This is a genomic window from Staphylococcus simiae (genome assembly GCF_002902085.1).
GTDB lineage: Bacteria > Bacillota > Bacilli > Staphylococcales > Staphylococcaceae > Staphylococcus > Staphylococcus simiae.
Window position 1 is genome coordinate 64,885 of record NZ_PPQR01000070.1, and the last position, 22,861, is coordinate 87,745.

The 22,861-nt window shown below is 32.3% G+C and carries 20 protein-coding genes; 6 read left to right on the forward strand and 14 right to left on the reverse strand.

Annotated features, from left to right (window positions below):
- Positions 1–355: 355 nt before the first annotated feature.
- From CD113_RS08935 to deoC, 4 genes are all read right to left on the reverse strand, one after another.
- Positions 356–706: a DoxX family protein gene (locus CD113_RS08935; RefSeq protein ID WP_002465353.1), complete on the reverse strand. Its 351-nt coding sequence runs from the start codon at positions 704–706 to the stop codon at positions 356–358.
- Position 707: 1 nt separating this feature from the next.
- Positions 708–1,892 (reverse strand): phosphopentomutase, encoded by a 1,185-nt coding sequence (deoB, locus tag CD113_RS08940; RefSeq protein WP_002465352.1) that lies wholly within the window; start codon positions 1,890–1,892, stop codon positions 708–710.
- Positions 1,893–1,904: 12 nt separating this feature from the next.
- Positions 1,905–3,206 (reverse strand): pyrimidine-nucleoside phosphorylase, encoded by a 1,302-nt coding sequence (locus CD113_RS08945; protein WP_002465351.1) that lies wholly within the window; start codon positions 3,204–3,206, stop codon positions 1,905–1,907.
- 225 nt (positions 3,207–3,431) lie between these two features.
- Positions 3,432–4,094 carry a deoxyribose-phosphate aldolase gene (gene deoC / locus CD113_RS08950; RefSeq protein ID WP_002465350.1) on the reverse strand — a complete coding sequence of 221 codons (663 nt, stop codon included), beginning with the start codon at positions 4,092–4,094 and terminating at the stop codon, positions 3,432–3,434.
- A gap of 297 nt (positions 4,095–4,391) precedes the next feature.
- Between deoC and deoD the strand changes: the two genes are divergently transcribed.
- On the forward strand, positions 4,392–5,102 hold the full coding sequence (gene deoD, locus CD113_RS08955) for a purine-nucleoside phosphorylase (protein WP_002465349.1): 711 nt from the start codon (positions 4,392–4,394) through the stop codon (positions 5,100–5,102).
- A 185-nt stretch (positions 5,103–5,287) separates the two neighbouring features.
- On the opposite strand, the gene CD113_RS08960 is transcribed toward deoD, so the two are convergent.
- The 6 genes from CD113_RS08960 to CD113_RS08985 all read right to left on the reverse strand — a co-directional run bounded on the left by CD113_RS08960 (position 5,288) and on the right by CD113_RS08985 (position 10,570).
- Positions 5,288–5,734 (reverse strand): Dps family protein, encoded by a 447-nt coding sequence (locus CD113_RS08960; protein WP_002465348.1) that lies wholly within the window; start codon positions 5,732–5,734, stop codon positions 5,288–5,290.
- 203 nt (positions 5,735–5,937) lie between these two features.
- A complete protein-coding gene (locus CD113_RS08965; RefSeq protein ID WP_002465347.1) occupies positions 5,938–6,351 on the reverse strand; it encodes a thiol-disulfide oxidoreductase DCC family protein in 414 nt (137 codons plus the stop codon).
- Between the two features lie 216 nt (positions 6,352–6,567).
- Positions 6,568–7,941, reverse strand: a complete 1,374-nt coding sequence (locus CD113_RS08970; protein WP_002465346.1) for an EVE domain-containing protein — start codon at positions 7,939–7,941, stop codon at positions 6,568–6,570.
- A gap of 277 nt (positions 7,942–8,218) precedes the next feature.
- A complete protein-coding gene (locus CD113_RS08975) occupies positions 8,219–8,449 on the reverse strand; it encodes a hypothetical protein (protein WP_002465345.1) in 231 nt (76 codons plus the stop codon).
- A gap of 30 nt (positions 8,450–8,479) precedes the next feature.
- On the reverse strand, positions 8,480–9,418 hold the full coding sequence (locus CD113_RS08980) for a type I phosphomannose isomerase catalytic subunit (RefSeq protein WP_002465344.1): 939 nt from the start codon (positions 9,416–9,418) through the stop codon (positions 8,480–8,482).
- Positions 9,419–9,916: 498 nt separating this feature from the next.
- Positions 9,917–10,570 (reverse strand): NAD(P)-binding oxidoreductase, encoded by a 654-nt coding sequence (locus tag CD113_RS08985; protein WP_002465343.1) that lies wholly within the window; start codon positions 10,568–10,570, stop codon positions 9,917–9,919.
- A gap of 138 nt (positions 10,571–10,708) precedes the next feature.
- On the opposite strand from CD113_RS08985, the gene CD113_RS08990 reads away from it, so the two are divergent.
- Entirely contained in the window at positions 10,709–11,029 is a 321-nt protein-coding gene (locus tag CD113_RS08990; protein WP_002465342.1) for an ArsR/SmtB family transcription factor, read from the forward strand.
- A 1-nt stretch (position 11,030) separates the two neighbouring features.
- A complete protein-coding gene (gene czrB, locus CD113_RS08995; protein ID WP_002465341.1) occupies positions 11,031–12,023 on the forward strand; it encodes a CDF family zinc efflux transporter CzrB in 993 nt (330 codons plus the stop codon).
- 216 nt (positions 12,024–12,239) lie between these two features.
- Here czrB and CD113_RS09000 read toward each other — a convergent pair whose 3' ends face one another.
- Complete coding sequence (locus CD113_RS09000; RefSeq protein ID WP_002465340.1) at positions 12,240–12,974, reverse strand: metallophosphoesterase family protein; 735 nt, start codon at positions 12,972–12,974, stop codon at positions 12,240–12,242.
- Positions 12,975–13,103: 129 nt separating this feature from the next.
- Between CD113_RS09000 and CD113_RS09005 the strand changes: the two genes are divergently transcribed.
- Complete coding sequence (locus CD113_RS09005) at positions 13,104–14,225, forward strand: lytic transglycosylase (protein ID WP_095092783.1); 1,122 nt, start codon at positions 13,104–13,106, stop codon at positions 14,223–14,225.
- A gap of 179 nt (positions 14,226–14,404) precedes the next feature.
- Here the strand turns inward: CD113_RS09005 and CD113_RS09010 are convergent, their stop codons facing one another.
- From CD113_RS09010 to glmS, 3 genes are all read right to left on the reverse strand, one after another.
- Complete coding sequence (locus CD113_RS09010; RefSeq protein ID WP_002461732.1) at positions 14,405–15,262, reverse strand: HAD family hydrolase; 858 nt, start codon at positions 15,260–15,262, stop codon at positions 14,405–14,407.
- Positions 15,263–15,329: 67 nt separating this feature from the next.
- On the reverse strand, positions 15,330–16,112 hold the full coding sequence (locus CD113_RS09015; RefSeq protein WP_002461731.1) for an ABC transporter ATP-binding protein: 783 nt from the start codon (positions 16,110–16,112) through the stop codon (positions 15,330–15,332).
- Between the two features lie 658 nt (positions 16,113–16,770).
- Entirely contained in the window at positions 16,771–18,576 is a 1,806-nt protein-coding gene (gene glmS, locus CD113_RS09025; RefSeq protein WP_002461730.1) for a glutamine--fructose-6-phosphate transaminase (isomerizing), read from the reverse strand.
- A 679-nt stretch (positions 18,577–19,255) separates the two neighbouring features.
- Between glmS and CD113_RS09030 the strand changes: the two genes are divergently transcribed.
- A complete protein-coding gene (locus CD113_RS09030) occupies positions 19,256–20,797 on the forward strand; it encodes a PTS mannitol transporter subunit IICB (RefSeq protein ID WP_002461729.1) in 1,542 nt (513 codons plus the stop codon).
- Between the two features lie 30 nt (positions 20,798–20,827).
- Positions 20,828–22,855 carry a BglG family transcription antiterminator gene (locus tag CD113_RS09035; protein WP_002461727.1) on the forward strand — a complete coding sequence of 676 codons (2,028 nt, stop codon included), beginning with the start codon at positions 20,828–20,830 and terminating at the stop codon, positions 22,853–22,855.
- Positions 22,856–22,861 lie beyond the last annotated feature (6 nt).

Genomic DNA, 22,861 nt, shown 5'->3' on the forward strand with positions numbered 1-22,861 from the left:
TAATCCTTTAGTTTTGATTTTCAATCTTTACTAGCTCTTGCCCAACCTTGCCCGTCTGGCACATTAAAGTAAAAATTTTAGTTATAAAATTTTTCTATGACGGGTCCCTGCATTGTCCGTAGAATTTCTTGGTGAAATTCTCTGTGTTGGGTCCCAATGCAGTTGTTAGAGTTTCTGCTATCTTGATAGCTAGAAATTCTTATGCAGTTTATTATGAAGTAATAAACTGTAAACCTTTTTCATTGCAACCAACTGTAATCCTTTAAAATTTTTCTATGGTGCTGCTCTATGTAATGTCATTCCATAAAAATAACGCAGAAGTTGAAACATCAAGTTTCGACCTCTGCGTTTAATTTTATAATTTTTTAATGATACCTATAAGTACAAATTGTAATGGCAGTCTTGCATATAATTGCCACGTAGGCAATTGTTTATCACCTAAAGGTAACTTTTTAACTGCCATATAAATATTGGCTGGAAATACTGCTAATAAGAATAAATTTATAGCTGTTTTTAACCATTGTGCTGGGCGTTTAACTAATAATGCGATACCAAAGAAAATTTCAAAAACACCCGTTACTAAAACTGCAGTCTTTCTTAAAGGCAAGCTCTTGGGAATAATATTTCTAAATTTCGGCTCACTTGTAAAGTGTAACACCCCTATTGCACTAAAACCTATACCTAATAAATATCTTAGTAATTTCAACTTATTCATCTCCTATTTCTTTTAAATAACTTTTACCAAATTGTGGTAGCTCTACGTTGAAATTATCTGCGATTGTTGCACCAATTGAACTAAATGTTGTGTCACCTTCTAATGCATGTCCACCTTTAAATTTCGGACTATACATTAACACTGGTATATATTCTCTAGTATGGTCTGTGCCATCAGCGGTTGGGTCGTTACCATGGTCTGCTGTAATAATAACTAAGTCATCTTGTTGTAAATGACTAAATAATTCTGGTAAACGCTCATCAAAATCTTTGATAGCTTGAGCATAACCTGGTTTATCACGACGATGACCATATAATGCATCGAAATCAACAAGATTTAAGAAACTAATACCATTAAAATCTTGTTGTACAACTTTAATAAGTTGATCCATACCATCCATATTACTCTTAGTACGAATTGCTTCTGTTACACCTTCACCATCATAAATATCATTAATTTTACCAATAGCAATAACATCATAACCCGCATCTTTCAAACTATTCATGACTGTTTTACCGAAAGGTTTCAAAGCATAATCATGACGATTAGATGTTCTTGTAAAGTTACCAGGCTCACCAACATATGGTCGTGCAATAATACGACCAATTAAATATTTAGGATCTTTAGTTAATTCGCGAACCTTTTCACAAATATCATATAATTCTTCTAAAGGAATAATATCTTCATGTGCCGCAATTTGTAATACAGGATCAGCACTAGTGTAGACGATTAAATCACCCGTTTTCATTTGGTGTTCGCCCCACTCATCAATAATTTGAGTTCCAGAAGCCGGTCTATTGGCAACTACTTTACGACCAGTCATATCTTCAATTTCTTTAACTAATTCGTCTGGGAACCCATCAGGATACACTTTAAATGGTTGCATAATATTTAATCCCATTATTTCCCAATGTCCTGTCATTGTATCTTTACCTACTGAAGCTTCACTTAATTTAGTATAAAATGCTTGTGGTTGATCTACAGCTGAAATAACAGGTAAGTCAGCTATATTACCCAGTCCTAAGTTTTCAAGGTTAGGTAATGATTGTTCAAAGCCTTCTAACGTATGTTTTAAAGTATGCGCGCCTTCATCATTAAAATCAGCAGCATCAGGACCTTCGCCAATACCTACCGAATCCATAACAATAAGGTGAATTCTTTTAAATGGTTTAGTCATTTTCTCCAACTCCTAGTCAGTAATTATTTTATGAATTAATGTTGGTGAAACATTGTTATTTGAGATAGTAATACTTTCATCTAATTTTTGTAATACATCATCAACATTTTGTCGATTACTATGAATCGTCAATAAAGATTCTCCTTGTTCTACTTTATCCCCAATCTTCTTATTTAAAACAATTCCAACAGCTAAATCAATATCATCTTCCTTAGTAAGACGCCCCGCACCTAGCATCATTGATGCCACACCAATATTATTTGAAATTAATTGTGTAACATATCCTGATTGCTGCGCTTGATATTCAATTTGATATGTTGCTTGAGGTAATTTTTCGGGATGATCCACAATAGTAGCATCTCCACCTTGGTTGATAATAAATTGTTTAAATTTATCTAAAGCTGCACCAGATTGAATTGCTTGTTGCAGTTTTGCTCTTGCTTCATCCAAAGTTTCCGCTTGTTGTGCTAAGACAACCATCTGTGAACCTAATGTTAACACCAATTCAGTTAAATCTTCAGGACCTTTACCTTTCAATGTATCTATCGCCTCTTGCAATTCAAGGGCATTGCCAATCGCACGTCCAAGTGGTTGATCCATATCTGAAATAATCGCCATCGTTTTTCTACCTACATTATTACCGATACGAACCATTGCATGCGCTAATGCTTCAGAATCTGCCAACGTTTTCATAAAGGCACCACTGCCAGTTTTAACATCCAAAACAATAGCATCGGCACCAGCAGCAATTTTTTTACTCATTATAGAAGAAGCTATTAATGGTATTGAATTGACTGTACCTGTAACATCTCTTAAGGCATATAATTTTTTATCCGCTGGCGTTAAATTTCCTGATTGCCCTACAACCGCTACTTTATTATCGTTAACTAACTTTACAAAGGTATCTTCCTCAATTTCAACATGAAAACCATCGATAGATTCTAATTTATCAATCGTTCCACCTGTATGACCAAGACCTCGACCACTCATTTTTGCTACAGGCACACCAACTGCAGCAACTAATGGTGCTAAAACCAATGTTGTTGTATCACCAACGCCTCCAGTAGAATGTTTATCTACTTTAATACCGTTAATAGCACTTAAATCAATGACATCACCAGAATTTACCATCGCCATTGTTAGAGCAGCTCGTTCATCATCATTCATATCTTGAAAATATATTGCCATTGCTAAACTCGATGCCTGATAATCAGGTATATCCCCATTAACATACCCTTCAATAAAAAAGTTAATTTCTTCTGTTGTTAAAGCGTGACCGTCTCTTTTCTTTTCAATTATGTCTATCATTCTCATAACTATCATCCTTTGTTATAGATTTTAAGAGCTGTAATCGACTATTAAGATATGATGATATATATCAACTCGCCGTATAACAATAGTCTTAGGCTTTTCCCTATCAGTCCCAGTTATTGAATTGCTATCTCTTAGAAATGTCAACTAAACAATTAAACATGATGTTTTATGAACCCTTTCGTACTATTACAGTTATGTTTAGCTATTTCGTCTAAAGTCTAATTTTTAGTAATCTGTATCACTATTTAACCCTTGTATAATTTGAACGCCTGCACTGGCACCAATTCGTGTTGCACCGCTTGCTACCATTTTATTAAAGTCATCTAAATTACGTACACCACCAGATGCTTTAACTTCTAACGCATCACCAACTGTGTCTTTCATTAATTTAACGTCTTCAGGTGTTGCACCTCCACCAGCAAATCCTGTAGATGTTTTCACAAAATGGGCACCTGCGTCTTTCGTTAGTTCACTCGCTTTGACAATTTCATCTTTGGTTAGTAATACTGTTTCAATAATTACTTTAACCGTATGATTGTCAGCAGCTTCTACTACTGCACGAATATCATTTTTGACATCATCATAGCGTTGATCTTTCAACGCTCCGATATTCATAACCATATCGATTTCATTTGCACCGTTATTAATAGCATCTTTCGTTTCAAACACTTTAGTCGCTGTTGTCGATGCGCCTAATGGAAATCCGATAACTGTACATACTAATACATCTGTATCCGCAAGTTGTTTAGCTGCATTAGCTACATGTGTTGGATTAACACATACCGATTTAAAATGATACGTTTTCGCCTCGTCAATAATACGATTAATTTGTTCAGTCGTTGCTTCTGGCTTTAATAGTGTATGGTCTATATATTTAGCATATTCCATAGAAAAGCCCTCCTTTATATTTGATTACAAAAAATACATTTCCTTTACTCTATTAATTTATCATTTCCCATAACACCGTGTGTATGTTTATGTAATAAGCTGAAGTTACCTTTAAGTCACCATGTCACTTAGCGTTATTTATCCATACCTTTCACAATTTAGTTAAATACAGTTAATTAATAAACTAATCATTAATATATTTTTATAATTCTTTAATTCTATAGTACAAAAATTCGCAAAAAAGTGAAACTAATGTTATCTTAAAATTATTAATGAGTATTAAGGAGAAGATTACATATGACAAATGGAACACCACATATTCAACCTAATGGAACAAAAATCGCTAAAACTGTGTTAATGCCTGGAGATCCTTTACGTGCTAAATATATTGCTGATCATTTTTTAGAAAATGTTGAACAATTTAACGATGTCAGAAACATGTTTGGCTATACTGGAACATATAAAGGTAAAGAAGTCTCAGTCATGGGATCTGGTATGGGAATCCCTAGTATTGGTATTTACTCATACGAACTTTATAATTTCTTTGATGTTGATACGATTATCCGTATCGGTTCTTGTGGCGCATTACAAGACAACGTTAACTTATATGATGTCATTATTGCTCAAGCAGCTTCAACTAATTCTAACTATGTCGATCAATATAATATTCCAGGACATTTCGCACCAATTGCTGATTTCGACTTAATGACGAAAGCTAAAAATGTCGCTGATCAAATTGGCGCAACTTCACATGTTGGTAACGTCTTATCATCTGATACATTTTATAATGCAGATCCAACATTCAATGATAACTGGAAAAAAATGGGTATCTTAGGAATTGAAATGGAATCTGCTGGTTTATACTTAAATGCTATTCATGCAGGTAAAAAAGCATTAGGTATCTTTACAGTAAGTGACCACATCTTACGTGATGAAGCAACAACACCTGAAGAACGTCAAAATTCTTTCACACAAATGATGGAAATTGCATTAGAAATCGCTGAATAAATTAAATTTAACGCCGATGATAAATGGAGTAATGACGCTATCTATCATCGGCTTTTTTGTTCTTTAAATTTTAGGACTGATAAACAAAAAAAGGATACATACGTATCACAGAAATTAGAGCTTAATCTAATCATGTGATACGTCATGTATCCTCTATTGATTAATATAACTTTGTCATTACAAACTTAGTTACCTAAATATGATTGTAACATCCAATTGTGTTTATCAACTGATGTTTGCATACCGATGAACATATCTTCAGATACATCATCACCAGCATTACCAGCTGTTTCAATTGCTGATTCTAATTGTTTAGAAATATTTGAGAAGTCTTTAGATAATTCTTCAACCATTTGTTCAGCAGTATAACCTTTACCTGCTTCTTTAACGATTGATTGTTCTAAACTTTCTGTTAGTGTACCTACTGGATTTCCACCTACAGCAAGAATTCTTTCAGCTAAATCGTCTACATATTGACTTGCTTCATTGTATAATTCTTCAAATTTAACGTGTAATGAGAAAAAGTTAGGTCCTTTAACATACCAATGGAAATTGTGTAATTTTGTATAAGCTACTGTCCAGTTTGCTACTTGTTGGTTTAAATCTTTTACTACATCTTGTTGGTTACTCATTATATCATTCGCTCCTTAAAATTAATTTTCTCTTTGTTTACAATAATTATTATATTATAATAATTCTAATCTGTAAAGTGATTTTTCATAAATATATTTTTTCACTGTTAAAATTCTGTCAAAATGGTGAACTCAGTACGAAAATAATACGCTTTGCTCAACAATATATCTAACATTATATTATCAATTAGAGTATAGTTTTATCAATTAGTTAGCTTATATTTTGAATTGTCATCTAGGAAAAACGATTTATCATAGCTTGTCGGTGGTTGCCAAATCGTCTTCCACATTTTATTTCTGTTGTTAGCAAATAAACGATAACCTAGATTTCTTAGTGGCTTAGGTACTAACCATAACACTATTCCTAATAACTTATGATAATTTGGTAAAGTTAACAATAAGTGAATAATAGCTTGTGATTCATATAATAACGTGTCACCTTGTTGAACTATGACACTGTTTTTATTTTTAGCTTGTGGATATTGTTCGAAAAATTGTTGTCCTATCTTACCTTTAATCGTGGCAAATTCAATATCCTTAGGTAATCCATGTCTTATAAGCCAAATCACATAATTGTAGCAATAAATACAATTGCCATCATAATAAACAATCGTCATGACTATCCACTCCTTTGCGAGCCTAATATATACTTTGCCTTCTTTTATTAAAATTAAACAATTATTCAACTTTATCTCTTAAAAAGTCATTTGTTTGTCATAATGTTGAATATAAAAATAGACGTGTGTCCATCCTTACTACTCATTTGATACATTAAAAAAGGCAATAAAGACTTGTTAACCAAATCTTTATTGCTCTCATCTCTATATTATGAATTAGTCGTGTTGATTAACTTTGACAATACGTGTATATTTTAAAAATTGAGTTGAGTATTTCTTTTTAATATCATCAAGACTGTCATACGTCACACCTACAATATGCCAGTTAGGATTAAAGTGATAAAACGAATCTTTTTGTCTTGACCATGTAATCATATTACCATCTTTATTATATCTAGGTAACGTTACTTCATATCCTTCTAATACATTGATATAAGTTTGGAATATGTCAGGATCAATACGATTAAAATTATCAATAACTAGATAGCTTTTATCTTTTTTAGGCATAAGTTGTGTTATAAAACCTTCACGATAATATAATGCTCCCGCTTCATTTGGCAAATATTTACCATAAAGCATATCTTCTGAAAAATCAGGATGTCCAGTCGTAATAACAGGATTAGCATTTGCTTTTTGTAATAAGTCTTGTGCCGCTTTTAAACCTTCTTCTTTATCATCAACAACTAATAAGATAAATGGTTTCACTGTTTCTTCTTGTTCATCATCAAGTACATTTGTTTTTTTGACCATTTCAAACGGTGATTTCAAACCATTATGACTCATATCTAAGATAGCATCATATTGTGCTTGCGACATACTAGCAATGGCTTGTTTGGCATTTTCTTGTAAAAAATATAAATTTTTTAATTTAGGATGCTGATTTAAGGCACTTAATGTGATAGGTGTAATATCTTTGTCATAATAAATCTCAATTGCCGTGCTATTCGTTCTACCTGGAATGGGTGGTTTCTCATGAATATGCTTTGATACTTCTCCAATACCAACGACAGATTGTTCTTTCTTTTTATTATAAAAAATAATGTTGTCGCCTTCTTCAAGTTGCGTATAAAAATGATAACCATTGCGTTTTATACCGTTATACGTATGCGTAAATATCGTGTAGTAGTTACCTGGTTCAAATTCTTCTGTTTCAGATAAAAAGAAATAGCGTGGAATCTTAATGTCGCCACGACCTAATCCACTAATAAGATGAAATTCATCTTCTGTAATTTGATTAAATAGTGTTTCTTTCATATTATTCATACGAAATTCTAGCGCTTCACTACGTTTTAAATAATCTGTCGTTAGTGATTTTAATTGCTCGTCAAAGCGAAATTGTACACGTATTTTATTTTGAGCACCTGTTTCTACACTAATAATTTCGCCACAACCAAGTAAACCTGTATCAGTTTGTACTTGATAAAAGATGACTTGATCACCAACTTTAGCTTTCTTAAACGCTCTAAAACCTTGAGATGGATTAAAATGTGCACCTGATTCAAACAATGTTGTTTGACCTACCAAAGGCTCATTATGACTCCAACGGTTATATCCACAATTCAACCAAAAGTAATTTGTTTCCTCTGTCATCTTCATACTCCTTATCTCACTAATCGTTATATTATCAATACAATGTTACATGTTTAATTGGTTCATTTTCATGTTCATTAACGTATTTTTTACCAATAAGTATGTTATCTTATTTCCTGTTTCAATCAATTATAATAGACGATGCAATAAAAACAGTTATCAATATTTTAACATATTTATTTTGCGATAAAACTAAAAAAAGACATCTCTTATGATACAAAAATTGTATAACGAGATGTCAATATTGCTATGATATCCAAGTATGTCCTTATGTTATTTATGATGGCGTCATAAATGTTCCAAACATAGGTAAAAGGTTTATCAATACACCACCAAATTTTAGTGATGAACTAATATCTTTATCTTTAAATGTTAAAATCGCACTAATTACGCCTATTATTGATACGAAACGCGGTACCCACATTGATGGATATTGTGGCATATGTAAAAAGACACCTAATCCTGATATAACGCCACAAATTAACGCTATATATAAAAACTGTTTCACTTAATATCTCTCCCAGATGGTATATGTTGTCTAAATATAACTTATCATTAACGTAAAGTCGCCTTCAAAAACACTATCTAAATCTTCTGAGGTTAAAATAAAACTTGTCCCCATCGTTAATTTAAAGATAGCACCATCAACAATAACTTGACCCTCACCTGCTAAGACAGTGACTAAGCAAAATTCTCTAGGTTTCATATAGTTCAAGGTTCCAGAAACTTCCCACTTTACTAAAGTAAAGAAATCATTTGACACGATATGTGTGCATTTGTGATTTTCTATAATTTCTGTTTCCGGCACAATATTAGGTAGAGGTGCATTATATTCGATAACATCTAAAGCCTTCTCTATTTCTAAGGGTCTATCTACTTGGTATTGGGCTTGACGATTGTAATCATAAACTCGATATGTGATATCAGATGACTGCATTGTCTCATAGGCTAGAATCCCGGCCGTTAATGTATGCACACTACCTGCTGGTATAAAGTAAAAGTCTCCAGACTTTACATCAATATATCTTAATCCTTCTTCCACTGTTTGTGCTTCAATATGCGCTTCAAATTGTTCTCTAGATTGTAATTCAGTACCAATTACAATTTGAGCCCCTTCTGTTGCATCAATAATATACCAACATTCTGATTTCCCATATTGACCATACTCGTGTTCATAAGCATACGAATCATCTGGGTGTACATGTACGGATAATGATTCTTGTGCATCAACAATTTTAGTTAATAATGGAAAATCTTTACTAGGAAAATCTCCAAATAATTCTCGATGTTCTGCCCATACTTGATCAAGTGTTTGCCCTTGATAAGGTTCATTTGTGATGATACTTTTCCCATTGGGATGTGCAGACACACACCAACATTCACCTATATGATCATGGCTTAAAGTATAACCAAATTCTCCCAAACGTTGGCCACCCCAAGGCTTTTCTTTTAAAATTGGTTGTAAAAATAACGGCATTGTCATACCTCCACTGCACATATCATTTTCTATATTCTAATTCTTATGTTCTTACTCCCTCAATCACATCTGTTAAATCATGTCATTGTACAATGCTATATGTATATCAATCGTAAGTTATTAACTATATGTGATTGTATCATATTTTTAACGATACAAGATAAAGATCGTTTATTTTTTAAGTCATTATTGTAAACATTTACATTGTTAAAGTAACGAACTTTATTCTTTAGTCAAATGTTACTATTTTAATGTCAATTCATTATAACAACCATCAACCAACTTTGATAGTTGTGTCATATTTAGTGAAAATATTGATAATTGTCAGGCTCCTTTTATTGTAAAAAATAAAACAATTATTTTATTTAAATTTTATTATTACCCATACAAATATACGACACTAATTTTTGATATTTAAAATGCGCTCAACAACTTAGTTTATATACTAAGGAGTTGAGCGCACACTACATTTATTTTTAATGATAATAACTAATGTCATTATTTATATTTTGCTAAAGCTTCTTTAACTGTTGAATCTCCACTAATCACTTGGAATTCTTTATTTTTAAAACCGTCTGATAGCACAACCTCTTTTAAAACAGTTGCCACATCTTCTCTAGGTATAGAACCTACACCTTCAAAATATAAATCTGTTTCGACTTTACCTGTTCCTGCCTCATTCGTTAATGCACCTGGATGTACGATCGTATATGTTAAACCAGAACGTCTTAAATAGTCGTCTGCATAGTGTTTAGCAATTGTATATGGTTTTAAATCTCCACTTGCGTCAAATGCTTGGCGTCTAGAATCATACGTAGATACCATGATATATTGTTGCACGTTAGCTTCTTTACTTGCAATCATAGATTTAACAGCGCCATCTAAATCGATAATTATTGTTTTATCATCACCGGTACTTCCTCCTGAACCAACTGAGAAAACAACTTTATCAAAACCTTTAAAAGTCTCAGTTAACGTTGCAATTGAATCATTTTCAACATCAACCAATACTGCATTAATATTTTGAGCTTGTAAATCTTTTACTTGTTCATCTTTTCTAACACCTGCAGTAAACGTTGCATTGTCTTCAACAAGTTGTTGCACTAAATAAGAACCTACGCCACCATTTGCGCCAATAATTAATGTACTCATCTTTACTTCCTCCTTTTGTATGTCATTACAACACATACCACTTTTGATAACAAATAAACAGCACACCTATTGACACGACATTCAGTTCATATTAAATTAATATATGAACATATATTAATATGAAAGGATTGTCATATTTTGAAACAGCATGATAACTCTACCTACAACGAAACATTAGAGCGTGTCACAGATATTTTCAAAGCATTAGGTGATTTGAATCGCATACGCATTATGGAATTATTATCGCAAGGTGAAGCAAGTGTCGGCCATATCTCTCATACTTTGAATTTATCTCAATCAAATGTGTCACATCAGTTGAAACTGTTAAAAAGTGTCCATTTAGTTACTTCTAAAAGGCAAGGACAATCTATGATTTATTCATTAGACGACCAACATGTTGCAATGATGTTAAAACAAGCAATTGACCATGCAAATCATCCAAAAGAAGGTGTTAAATAAGATGTCACATTCACATCATCATCATGACCACCATAGTCATGTTACAACAAATAATAAAAAAGTATTATTCTTATCATTTTTAATTATTGGTATATATATGATTGTAGAAATTGTTGGTGGCTTTTTATCCAATAGTTTAGCGCTACTATCAGATGGTATTCATATGTTTAGTGATACCTTTTCACTCGGTGTAGCACTGATTGCATTTATTTATGCCGAAAAAAATGCTACGACAACTAAGACATATGGCTACAAACGTTTTGAAATATTAGCTGCATTATTTAATGGTGTGGCACTTTTCATCATTAGTGCATTAATCGTCATTGAAGCAATTAAACGTTTCTTTGCACCATCACACGTCCAATCTCAAGAAATGATGACGATTAGCATTATCGGCTTAATCGTTAATATCGTGGTGGCTTACTTAATGTTTAAAGGTGGAGATACTTCCCATAATTTAAATATGCGAGGTGCCTTTTTACATGTTATTGGTGACCTCTTAGGTTCTATAGGTGCTATTGTGGCAGCCATTTTAATCTGGGCGTTTGGTTGGACGATTGCTGACCCTATTGCCAGTATTTTAGTTTCAGTGATTATTTTAAAAAGTGCTTGGGGTATTACTAAATCTTCTATAAATATTTTGATGGAAGGTACACCAAGTGATGTCAATTTAACTAAAGTTATTGATACCATTACTAAAGATCATCGTATTCATAGTGTCCATGATTATCATGTGTGGACGATTTCAAATGACATGAATGCATTAAGTTGCCATGCGGTGGTTGATCATACGTTGACAATGGAAGCATGCGAACAATTATTAGAAACAATCGAGCATGATTTATTACATCTCAATATTCATCATATGACCATACAATTAGAAACACCTAACCATAAACATGATGAATCTACATTATGTTCAGGTGGACATCATCATGCACATGAACATGACGAAGATAATAACCATAAACACATATCACATCATCATCATTAATCAAATATCAATAGCCCTAGCAATGAAGTTAATTTGAACCAAACCCCAAAAGTTAGACCTAAAATCTAACTTTTGGGGTTCACTTTAATTCAGACAATTGCTAGGGCTATTTTTAATGTGTAGTTACTACATTGTTATTATTGTCATTCATATTTGATCAATAGTTACACCTTGGTAATTACAATGAAAGCCATCATTTTATTAGTAACTAGTTGTTTACATAAATTTATCAAAAATTAATTCTGTCGCTGGAACCTTTTTCTCTTTAAAGCCTTTAATAAATTCTTCATCATCATATTGTAATTTAACGCGTTCAATGTTAATGCCATGTTCACTAATAGTTACGATGCCATATACTGTGTTGGCACCATTATTTAGTCCTACTGAACCAGGATTAAAATAGATTGTTGTTTTATCATCAAACATATGCAATCTATGATTATGACCAAAAACAATGAGATCCGCTTCTTTATCTGCAAAAAGTTCAGACATTGCTTGTTCTTCGTCTTTAGCTATAGGACTAAATGGTACTTGATCAATTGGCGCTTCCAACATATCATTAGTAATTTCATAATGAATAAATAGCACCTTTTTCCCACATATATCTTCTTCTATATATCTAGGTAATTCATTTAGTGCATCATAATATTCTTCATCGAGATGCGATTCAACCCAGTGATGGTGCTCATAAAATTTATCATATAAATATTCTGGATATGGTGTACCATTAACAACCGACATAATTGCCTCATCATGATTACCAGCTATCATGGTCATATCTTGACGGTCAAATATCATATCTAATACTTTATTCGTTTCGTGACCGATACCAATATGATCTCCTAAATTATAAATTTTATCGATATCTCCACGTCGATCTATATCATCTAACACACGTTCTAGTGCGTCTGCATTTCCATGAATATCAGTTATAATTGCAAATTTGCGCATGACATGTCCCTCACTTATATAGTAATTTTAGCATATTGTAACATTTCAATGACCTTTTTATAAGATATTGATATGAAAATAAAAGGATTTTTGATATTGTATTTATATGAAGAAAAGGAGTGCATATTATTGTTCACATATTATAAATCCGCATTTAAGAATGCAAAACCACAAAATTTAATCACACTTATATTTACAATTATTGCATTTGCGGTTGTATATATTGCATCTGCATTTGTCAGACAACTATTAGTTAGCTCAATTATGCCATTAAGTTTATACGCTCAATTCGGACAACAAGTCCCAGCACAAATGTATATTCAAATTGCTATCATCTTGTTAATTGCAGTACTATTAACTATATTTATTGGTTATCAACTTATTGTTGGTGCTATTAATGTCATGACAAGAGCTATCAAAAAAGACAAAGTTCATTTTACAGACTTATTCTTTAGCTTTAAAAAAGGCCGTTATTTAAAAAGTGTTGTCTTAGCATTATTAACGACAGTTATTTTTATCGTATTAATGGTCGTAACATCATTATTAGGTACATTATACGGTAAGATTGTTAGTCCATTATTTACACAGTTACAACAAGGGTTAACAACAAATGATCACCAATTAGCTATTATAGTGACTGTTCAAATCCTAATTTTATTGATTACATCCTTTATCACTTCAATCTTTGTCTGGGTTACATTAATCGCAATGATTAATTACACGGTTGCTTTTATTGAAAATCCTAGTCAAAAAGTGATGACAAGTTTTAAGGCTGGCTTTAAAGGTATTAAAAATGGTCAAAAAACATGGTTCAAATTCTTTATTGGTGTATTACTAGTCAACTTAATTATTCTTATCATTAATAGTCCATTATATTTACTAATGATGGTAGCTACTCAAAATGCATCACAATCATTCGCGCAAATACTATTAACTACTGTTAAAATTATTACTCTTATCATAAGTATCATCTTATATTATGTCATCATGATGGGTATCATTCAGTACTTTGTTAATCGTGGTCATAATGATAAAACGACAAATGCTAGTATTAAAGAAACTAAACATCAAGGTACAACACAACCATCTAGTAAAAAAGTAACAAACGCTAATGTAGAACATAAAGTTAAAGATACAGTAGATAACAAGAAAGATAACAAAGTTAAACAATCCGTTGATAATAATACGGAAAAGGTTAAAGATGATGTATCATCAACAAAAGATGACATTATCGACAATCATAAACAGTAATTAAATCACTGCTAGTCTGGTGTATATCAAAGTAAGTTTCAATCAGACGCTAATTAAAAATCCAGTTAACGCTTAAAATTAAGTGTTAGCTGGATTTTTTTGGTTTTCTGCCAAATTGGACTGATACATAAAAACAGAGAACCATTGTTTATTGTATTTTAAGAAGTTGATTTGGTGGTTTAGTGAGTTAAAAAGTGTTGCGCTAGATATTTGGCAGCACCATCTTCTTCATTCGTAAATGATGTCACATCTTTAGTTAATGCTTGAATTTCTGGGCGAGCATTTTTCATAGCAACCGTATAATGTCCAAATTTAAACATAGCTCTATCATTATCACTGTCACCGATAACTAAAGTTTCATTTTGATTAATACCAAAATAATCTATCATTTCTTTAATACCTGTACCCTTATCTGTATTAAAGGCCATTGTTTCAGCATTAAATCGTGATGAATTTGACACGCTTATATTTAACAGTACATGATTTTGCTGTAATTCATCTCGGAAATTCGTGATTTTATCTAAATTAGGATTAAATAAATATATTTTAGAATATTCTCCTTCAGGGAAATGATCCACCCATTTAAGTTTTGAGCTTAAAGATTCTTTTCTAGCTGCCCATTCACTATGACTTACATGATTAATGGGTTCATCACTACTTATCATTGCTCGCATCCATGATTCATCTTGTTTTAAAGCCATTCTATGACCTTCAAATGGAAATACTTCATAATAAATTTGTTGTTGTTTTGCTAAGTCAATAATTTGGTTAATTTGTTGTACTGTTAAGTCATGTTTGAAAATATTTTTGCCATTTACTTCTCCAGTAGTACCATTTGAGCTAACAACTCCATCTACTTCAAAACCTTCAGGTACTAATTGATAAATTTCTGTATAAGAACGTCCTGTAGCTAAAAATACTTTCATTCCTTGTTGTCTCAATTGATTAATAACATCACGTGTATATTCAGTTGCTCGGTTATTTTCATGTAAAATAGTACCATCCATATCTAAAAATATTGCTTTTACGTTATCCATGTTCTCCTCCATTATCAAAGTAATCTTACTTAAATTTTGTCACTAACGTTCAACTTTTGCAAAACTTTTATTCATCTAAAAAGAGTGCGTATCTATGATTCCATGATTTAACCATGACATTTTGATTGAAAAATTGTGACATCGTTGCAGATGTTAATACGTCAGTTGTTGTACCTTGTTTAAAACATTGTCCATCTTTTAATAACATCATATGATCAAATTGCTGATTAATTTCTTCAATAAAATGTGTAACATAAATCATCGCTAATTGTGGCTGTGCTTGGCATAATGTATTGATTGTTTTAAGTAATTCTTCACGTGAGACAAAATCTAAACCTGATGCTGGTTCGTCTAAAATAAGTATTTTAGGTTGTCCCATCAAAGCTCTAGCAATCATCACACGTTGTTTTTCTCCAGTTGATAAATAACCGAGATATTGATTTTCAAAGTCTAACATTCCTACGTGTTGCAGCCATTTTTTAGCCTCGTTGATCAAATCATTACTTACTTCTTTATAAACGCCAATTGATTTAAAAGCACCACTAATGACAGCATCAATTACAATTTCACCTTCTTGAAATTTATCCATTAAGCTATTGGAAACATAACCGATTTGTTGACGAACTGCATCAGCAGAATATCCTACTTTCCCCGGCGTCATATTAAATAATGTTAATTGACCTTGAGTGATTGAGTCATAAGCATTCAAGATATTTAATAGCGTTGTTTTACCTGCACCATTTAATCCATATAATATCCATTTGTCCCCTTCTTCAATTTGCCAATTGATATCATGTAATATTTCTTTACCTTGTTTTACTCGTCCTACATGACTTAATTGAATTAACATACTTCCACCCCTTATTCAGTTGTTATTCATTTATCAACCATACATTGTTAGATATATTCTCAATAGCTAACTATGGAGACTATTACTTTTCATCATTATAGTTTAATTATATTACATCTCATAGTATTAAACCTATGTGAAGCGGCTAGTAGTTAGATAACAGTGACACGTGATATTAACTAAGCATACATACTACTTCTTGTATCTATAGACATTAACAACAATCTAACATCGTCTTAATTTCACTTGCTAGTTTATTTCATGTTAAGGCGCGTGCTTATCGTTATACAGACACTCTTGCCATCACAACTGCATAAGAAATTCTAATGATTATAAATCATAGGTTTAGGCTTACAATTGTTTTGTTGTGCAACTGCATAAGAAGTTCTAAATGATTTAATTCTCATTAAGCCATAGGTTTAGGTTTACAGTTGCTTTAGGCAACTGCATAAGAAGTTCTATATGATTATAAATCATATGCTTCGGTTTACAGTTGCTTTTTGGCAACTGCATAAGAAGTTCTATATGATTATAAATCATATGCTTCGGTTTACAGTTGCTTTTTGGCAACTGCATAAGAAGTTCTATATGATTATAAATCATAGAACTTCTAAAAAAAAAGGAGTGGTCATAAAGACCACTCGACAAACTTGTTTGCTTATTCAACAGTAACTGATTTTGCTAGGTTACGTGGTTTATCAACATCTAAGTCTCTGTGTAATGCTGCATAATATGCAATTAATTGTTGTGACACTACTGATACTAATGGTGTTAATAATTCATGTACGTGCGGGATAACATATGTGTCTCCCTCTTTCTCAAGACCTTCCATTGAAATAATACATGGATGTGCACCACGTGCAACAACCTCTTTAACATTACCACGAATGGACAAGTTAACATTTTCTTGAGTGGATAATGCAATGACAGGTGTGCCTTCTTCAATAAGTGCGATTGTACCATGTTTCAATTCACCACCAGCAAAACCTTCTGCTTGGATATATGAAATTTCTTTAAGTTTTAATGCACCTTCTAAACTTACGTTATAGTCGATGGTACGACCAATGAAGAAAGCATTTGGTGTAGTTGCTAAGAAATCAGTAGCAATTTGTTCCATAATTGGCGCGTCATCTACAATTGCTTCAATTGCAGTAGTTACTTTTGCCAATTCTCTTAATAAATCAATATCTGCTTCTTGTCCATGTTCTTTAGCAACAATTTGTGACAAGATTGATAATACAGCTATTTGAGCAGTATAAGCTTTAGTTGAAGCTACTGCGATTTCTGGTCCAGCATGTAATAATAACGTATGATCTGCTTCACGAGAAAGTGTAGAACCAGCAACGTTAGTTATTGTTAATGATTTATGACCCAATTTATTTGTTTCTACTAATACAGCACGGCTATCTGCAGTTTCTCCTGATTGAGAAATATAGATGAATAGTGGTTTTTCAGATAATAAAGGCATGTTATAAACAAACTCAGAAGCAACATGTACTTCAGTTGGTACGCCAGCCCATTTTTCTAAAAATTCTTTACCGACTAATCCTGCATGATAACTTGTACCTGCAGCAATAATATAAATACGATCTGCGTCAGCAACGTCTTTGATAATATCTTTATCAATTTTCAAGTTACCTTCTGCATCTTGATATTCTTGAATAATACGACGCATTACAGCTGGTTGTTCATGAATTTCTTTTAACATATAGTGATCATAAACACCTTTTTCAGCATCTGCAGCATCAATTTCAGCAATGTATGAATCACGATCTAAGACATTACCTTCTGCATCTTTGATAATAACGTCATCTTTTTTAACGATTACAATTTCATGGTCATGAATTTCTTTATATTCATTTGTTACTTGTAACATAGCTAATGCATCTGAAGCAATAACATTAAACCCTTCACCAACACCTAATAATAATGGTGATTTGTTTTTAGCAACATAAATTGTTTCTTTGTCTTCTGCATCTAATAAACCAAGTGCATATGAACCATGTAATAATGATACCACTTTTGTAAATGCTTCTTCAGTTGACAATCCTTTATTAGAGAAGTATTCAATCAATTGAACGATAACTTCTGTATCTGTTTCAGATACAAATGACACACCTTGTAAATATTCGCTTCTTAATTCTTCATAGTTTTCAATTACACCATTATGAACTAATGTAAAACGTCCATTAGAAGATTGATGTGGATGTGAGTTTTCATGGTTTGGTACACCATGTGTTGCCCAACGTGTGTGACCGATTCCAACTGGTCCATCAATATCGTTGTCATCTGCAACTTTTCGTAATTCTGCGATACGGCCTTTTTCTTTAAATACTGTTGTTCCATCATCGTTGACAACAGCGATACCAGCTGAATCATAACCTCTATATTCTAATTTTTCTAAACCTTTTAATAATAGTTCTTTGGCATTATCATAGCCAATATATCCAACAATTCCACACATAATATTATGTTCCTCCGTATTGAAATAACGTTAGTAAATTATGATTTATTGTCGCTAATTTAGATTGACAATCTGCTATCATAAAATAAAGTTTGGGCTTATATTCTATATCTTTGCCACGTCAAACTAAGCGTATTTATCAATGCATTTTGCAAAGAAGATACACTTTTTTACTAAACGTCTTTCCTTTTTATTTTAATTTTTAATGGCGATCTTACTAACTTTGTCCATTAAGTCACCTTAATGTTTTAATTAATAAGCTAACGAATGAGCCACATCCGGGATAGCATCCGCCGATCTATTCGATCACTATCCTCCTCGTCTACAAAATATACACAACAATCTATAATAATCTCTACTCTGATTAATTATTAATCTTCAATTGTATATGTCACTTTGCACAGGCGCTATAACTATATTACTAACTTTCCTCCTTTCTATTAATCATTATTGTACAACTTTGAATTATTATTTTGCAAATATTTTCACAATAAAAAACTTATTTTTTTATTAATAAAGCACATAAATAGATTTATTGCGAGTTTCTTCTATAATATGTATGTAAATTTAATAATTGTCACAAATATTATGCCAAAGTTGATTTTTGTTTATATTGAGTAATATGTAATTAGATATTAAACTATTATTTAGTTAGATATACAAAAAAAGAGGTGTAAATATGTCACAAAGTGAAGAAAATAAAGGCTTTGGCCGTAAAGTTCAAGCCTTTGGATCTTTCTTAAGTAGTATGATCATGCCGAACATCGGTGCGTTCATCGCTTGGGGATTCATCGCAGCAATATTTATAGATAATGGTTGGTTCCCTAATAAGGAATTATCAACTTTAGCAGGACCAATGATTACTTATCTAATTCCATTATTAATCGCATTTAGTGGTGGACGTTTAATTCACGATTTACGTGGTGGTATCATTGCAGCAACGGCTACTATGGGGGTCATCGTTGCGCTTCCTGATACACCAATGTTACTTGGCGCTATGATTATGGGACCACTTGTAGGTTGGTTAATGAAAAAAACTGACCAATTTATTCAACCAAGAACACCACAAGGCTTTGAAATGTTATTTAATAACTTCTCAGCAGGTATCTTAGGTTTCATTATGACTATTTTTGGGTTTAAAGTATTAGCACCTATTATGCAATTCATCATGCACATCTTATCTGTTGCAGTTGAAGCATTAGTACATGCACACTTACTTCCATTAGTTAGTATTTTAGTAGAACCAGCGAAAATTGTGTTCTTAAACAACGCAATCAACCATGGTGTATTCACACCACTTGGTGCAGATCAAGCTGCATCAGCTGGTCAATCTATCCTTTATACAATCGAATCTAACCCTGGACCAGGTTTAGGTGTCTTACTTGCTTACATGATTTTTGGTAAAGGTACAGCAAAAGCAACGTCATATGGTGCTGGTATTATCCACTTCTTAGGTGGTATTCATGAAATTTACTTCCCATATGTATTGATGCGTCCTATGTTATTCCTTTCTGTTATTCTAGGTGGTATGACTGGCGTAGCAACATATCAAGCAACTGGTTTCGGATTTAGAAGCCCTGCATCACCAGGTTCATTTATCGTTTATTGTATCAACGCACCTAAAGGTGAATTCTTACACATGTTACTAGGTGTAGTCTTAGCTACATTAGTATCATTTGCAGTTTCTGCATTAATTATGAAATTCACTAAAGAACCTAAACAAGACTTAGAATCAGCTACAGCTCAAATGGAAAGTACTAAAGGTAAAAAATCTAGCGTATCTTCAAAATTAGTTTCTTCAAATAATGAAGCACAAGCAAATAAAGAAGATAAAGCAGCTGGTACTCAAAGTACTTCTACTGAAGAAGACCCTGATGCATTATTAGATAATTATAATACTGAAGATGTTGATGCACATGATTACAGCAACATTGACCATGTTATTTTTGCTTGTGATGCTGGTATGGGTTCAAGTGCCATGGGTGCAAGTATGTTACGTAATAAATTTAAAAAAGCTGGTATTCAAGATATTAACGTTACAAATACCGCTATTAACCAATTACCAAAAGATGCTCAATTAGTTATTACTCAAAAGAAATTAACTGATCGTGCTATCAAACAAACTCCTAACGCTATTCATATCTCAGTTGATAATTTCTTAAATTCACCTAGATACGAAGAGTTATTGGAAAACTTGAAAAAAGATGAAGACCAAAAATAATTAAATAAAGTATAAATGGAGGATACCGCCATGTTATTGAGTACACGTGAAAAAGAAATGATTGAATTATTGATTAAATATCACGGTCAATATGTCACTATACACGACATTGCTCAACGACTTGCGGTGTCCTCTCGTACTATTCATAGAGAGCTTAAAAGTGTCGAGCATTACCTTACTTCCTTTTCATTAGAATTGGAAAGAGCTAATAAAAAAGGATTACGCATTGCTGGAACAGAAGACCATATACAACAATTGAAGCAAAGTGTCACCAATCAACAAACTGTTGATTTATCTATTGAAGAACAAAAAGTAATTATCTTATATGCTTTAATTCAAGCTAAAGGTCCGGTAAAACAGTATAGTCTTGCTCAAGAGATTGGCGTTTCTAATCAAACTTTGGCTAAATTATTAGATGATTTGGAACTTGATTTAAATGGTTATCAATTATCACTGTCTCGTAAACGTGGTGAAGGCATCTTTTTAGAAGGTACAGAGTCTAAAAAAAGAGAGTTTTTAAGTCAATTAATGGTCAATAATCTAAATAGTACCAGTGTTTATTCAGTGATTGAAAATCATTTCGTTTATCAATCACTCAATCAATCACAACAACAATTTGTAGATTTAGAACGTATTTTTAATGTAGAACGTATTTTAATGGATTATTTAAGTGCGTTACCCTACTCATTGACTGAATCGAGCTATTTAACTTTGACAGTGCATATTGTACTAAGTATCAGTCGTATGAAAAATGATGAATATGTTGCTTTAAATGATACGATTTATAATACAGTTAAAGATACGTTTGAACATAAAGTCGCAAGTGATATTGCCGAACGACTTGAAGCGATTTATGATGTTCATTTTAACCAAGCTGAAATCACTTTTATAACCATCCATTTACGTGGCGCTAAAAGAAAACATGTCAGTGAACAAGCTCTAGACAATTCGAACGAACATCACAAAATTGAAGACTTTGTCAACATGGTTTCATCTATTTCTGGAACGACATTTGATGATATTGATACTTTGATTGAAGGTTTAGCATTGCATATCAACCCAGCAATCAACCGTTTAGAATCAAATATTGAAACATACAATCCATTAACAGATATGATTAAGTTCAAATATCCAAGGCTTTTTGAAAATGTGCATAAAGCTTTAAATCATATTTGGCCGGATTTAATTTTTCCAGAAAGTGAAATTGCCTTTATTGTGTTACATTTTGGCGGATCAATTAAAAACCAAGGTAATCGTTTCTTAAATATTTTAGTCGTTTGTAGTAGTGGTATGGGTACTAGTCGTTTGTTAGCTACAAGACTAGAACAAGTTTTCAGCGAAATTGAACGCATTACTCAAGCTTCAGTTAGCGATTTGAATAATTTAAACTTAACAACGTTTGATGGTATTATATCAACGGTTAATTTAGATATCACTTTGCCATATTTAACTGTTAATCCATTATTACCTGATAGTGATATTCCCTATGTTGCGAGCTTTTTAAATACTCAAGTATCTCAACATAGTCATCCTATCGAACAAGAGGAAGCTACAGTGCAACATCCAGATCAACTTATTGATCATATGCGTGCAGGTTTAGAATTAATTGATTCGGTGAAAATAGAATATAACTCTGTTAAAGATTGGCATCATTATATTACTGATTATTTATATGGTCAGCACATTATTGAAGATCAACAGTCATTCGCTGAACTATTACAGCAACATTTTGCAGATAATCCAGGTTGGATACTGCACCCTTATCCAGTGCTACTGCCACATTTAAAAAATGATTTAATCAAAAAGCCTATCATTTTTATTACCATTTTAGATGAGCCACTGGAGTTGCATAATATTCAAAATGACAAAGTTACAATTAAATATCTTATTTGTATGTTTATTCCTGATAATGGATTTATGGCTACTTTAATCAATGACTTTTCAGAAGTTTTAAGTATGGAATTAGAAAACATTGATAAATTTATGCAAAAACCACAGGAATTCGAAACAATACTAAGAAACAAATTTTTAAATCATATTAAAAAACAATTTATTTAGGAGTGT

Bases quoted from the DNA above. Each gene is read 5' to 3' on its own strand.
- CD113_RS08980 (WP_002465344.1), bottom strand. From the start codon at position 9,418: ATGCCGTTATTTTTACAACCAATTTTAAAAGAAAAGCCTTGGGGTGGC.
- CD113_RS09015 (WP_002461731.1), bottom strand. From the start codon at position 16,112: ATGTTAATTCAATTAAGTCATGTAGGACGAGTAAAACAAGGTAAAGAA.
- CD113_RS08985 (WP_002465343.1), bottom strand. From the start codon at position 10,570: ATGAGTACATTAATTATTGGCGCAAATGGTGGCGTAGGTTCTTATTTA.
- deoC (WP_002465350.1), bottom strand. From the start codon at position 4,094: ATGGAATATGCTAAATATATAGACCATACACTATTAAAGCCAGAAGCA.
- czrB (WP_002465341.1), top strand. From the start codon at position 11,031: ATGTCACATTCACATCATCATCATGACCACCATAGTCATGTTACAACA.
- CD113_RS09030 (WP_002461729.1), top strand. From the start codon at position 19,256: ATGTCACAAAGTGAAGAAAATAAAGGCTTTGGCCGTAAAGTTCAAGCC.
- CD113_RS08960 (WP_002465348.1), bottom strand. From the start codon at position 5,734: ATGAGTAACCAACAAGATGTAGTAAAAGATTTAAACCAACAAGTAGCA.
- deoB (WP_002465352.1), bottom strand. From the start codon at position 1,892: ATGACTAAACCATTTAAAAGAATTCACCTTATTGTTATGGATTCGGTA.
- CD113_RS08965 (WP_002465347.1), bottom strand. From the start codon at position 6,351: ATGACGATTGTTTATTATGATGGCAATTGTATTTATTGCTACAATTAT.
- glmS (WP_002461730.1), bottom strand. From the start codon at position 18,576: ATGTGTGGAATTGTTGGATATATTGGCTATGATAATGCCAAAGAACTA.
- CD113_RS08945 (WP_002465351.1), bottom strand. From the start codon at position 3,206: ATGAGAATGATAGACATAATTGAAAAGAAAAGAGACGGTCACGCTTTA.
- CD113_RS08970 (WP_002465346.1), bottom strand. From the start codon at position 7,941: ATGACAGAGGAAACAAATTACTTTTGGTTGAATTGTGGATATAACCGT.
- deoD (WP_002465349.1), top strand. From the start codon at position 4,392: ATGACAAATGGAACACCACATATTCAACCTAATGGAACAAAAATCGCT.
- CD113_RS09035 (WP_002461727.1), top strand. From the start codon at position 20,828: ATGTTATTGAGTACACGTGAAAAAGAAATGATTGAATTATTGATTAAA.
- CD113_RS09010 (WP_002461732.1), bottom strand. From the start codon at position 15,262: ATGGATAACGTAAAAGCAATATTTTTAGATATGGATGGTACTATTTTA.
- CD113_RS09000 (WP_002465340.1), bottom strand. From the start codon at position 12,974: ATGCGCAAATTTGCAATTATAACTGATATTCATGGAAATGCAGACGCA.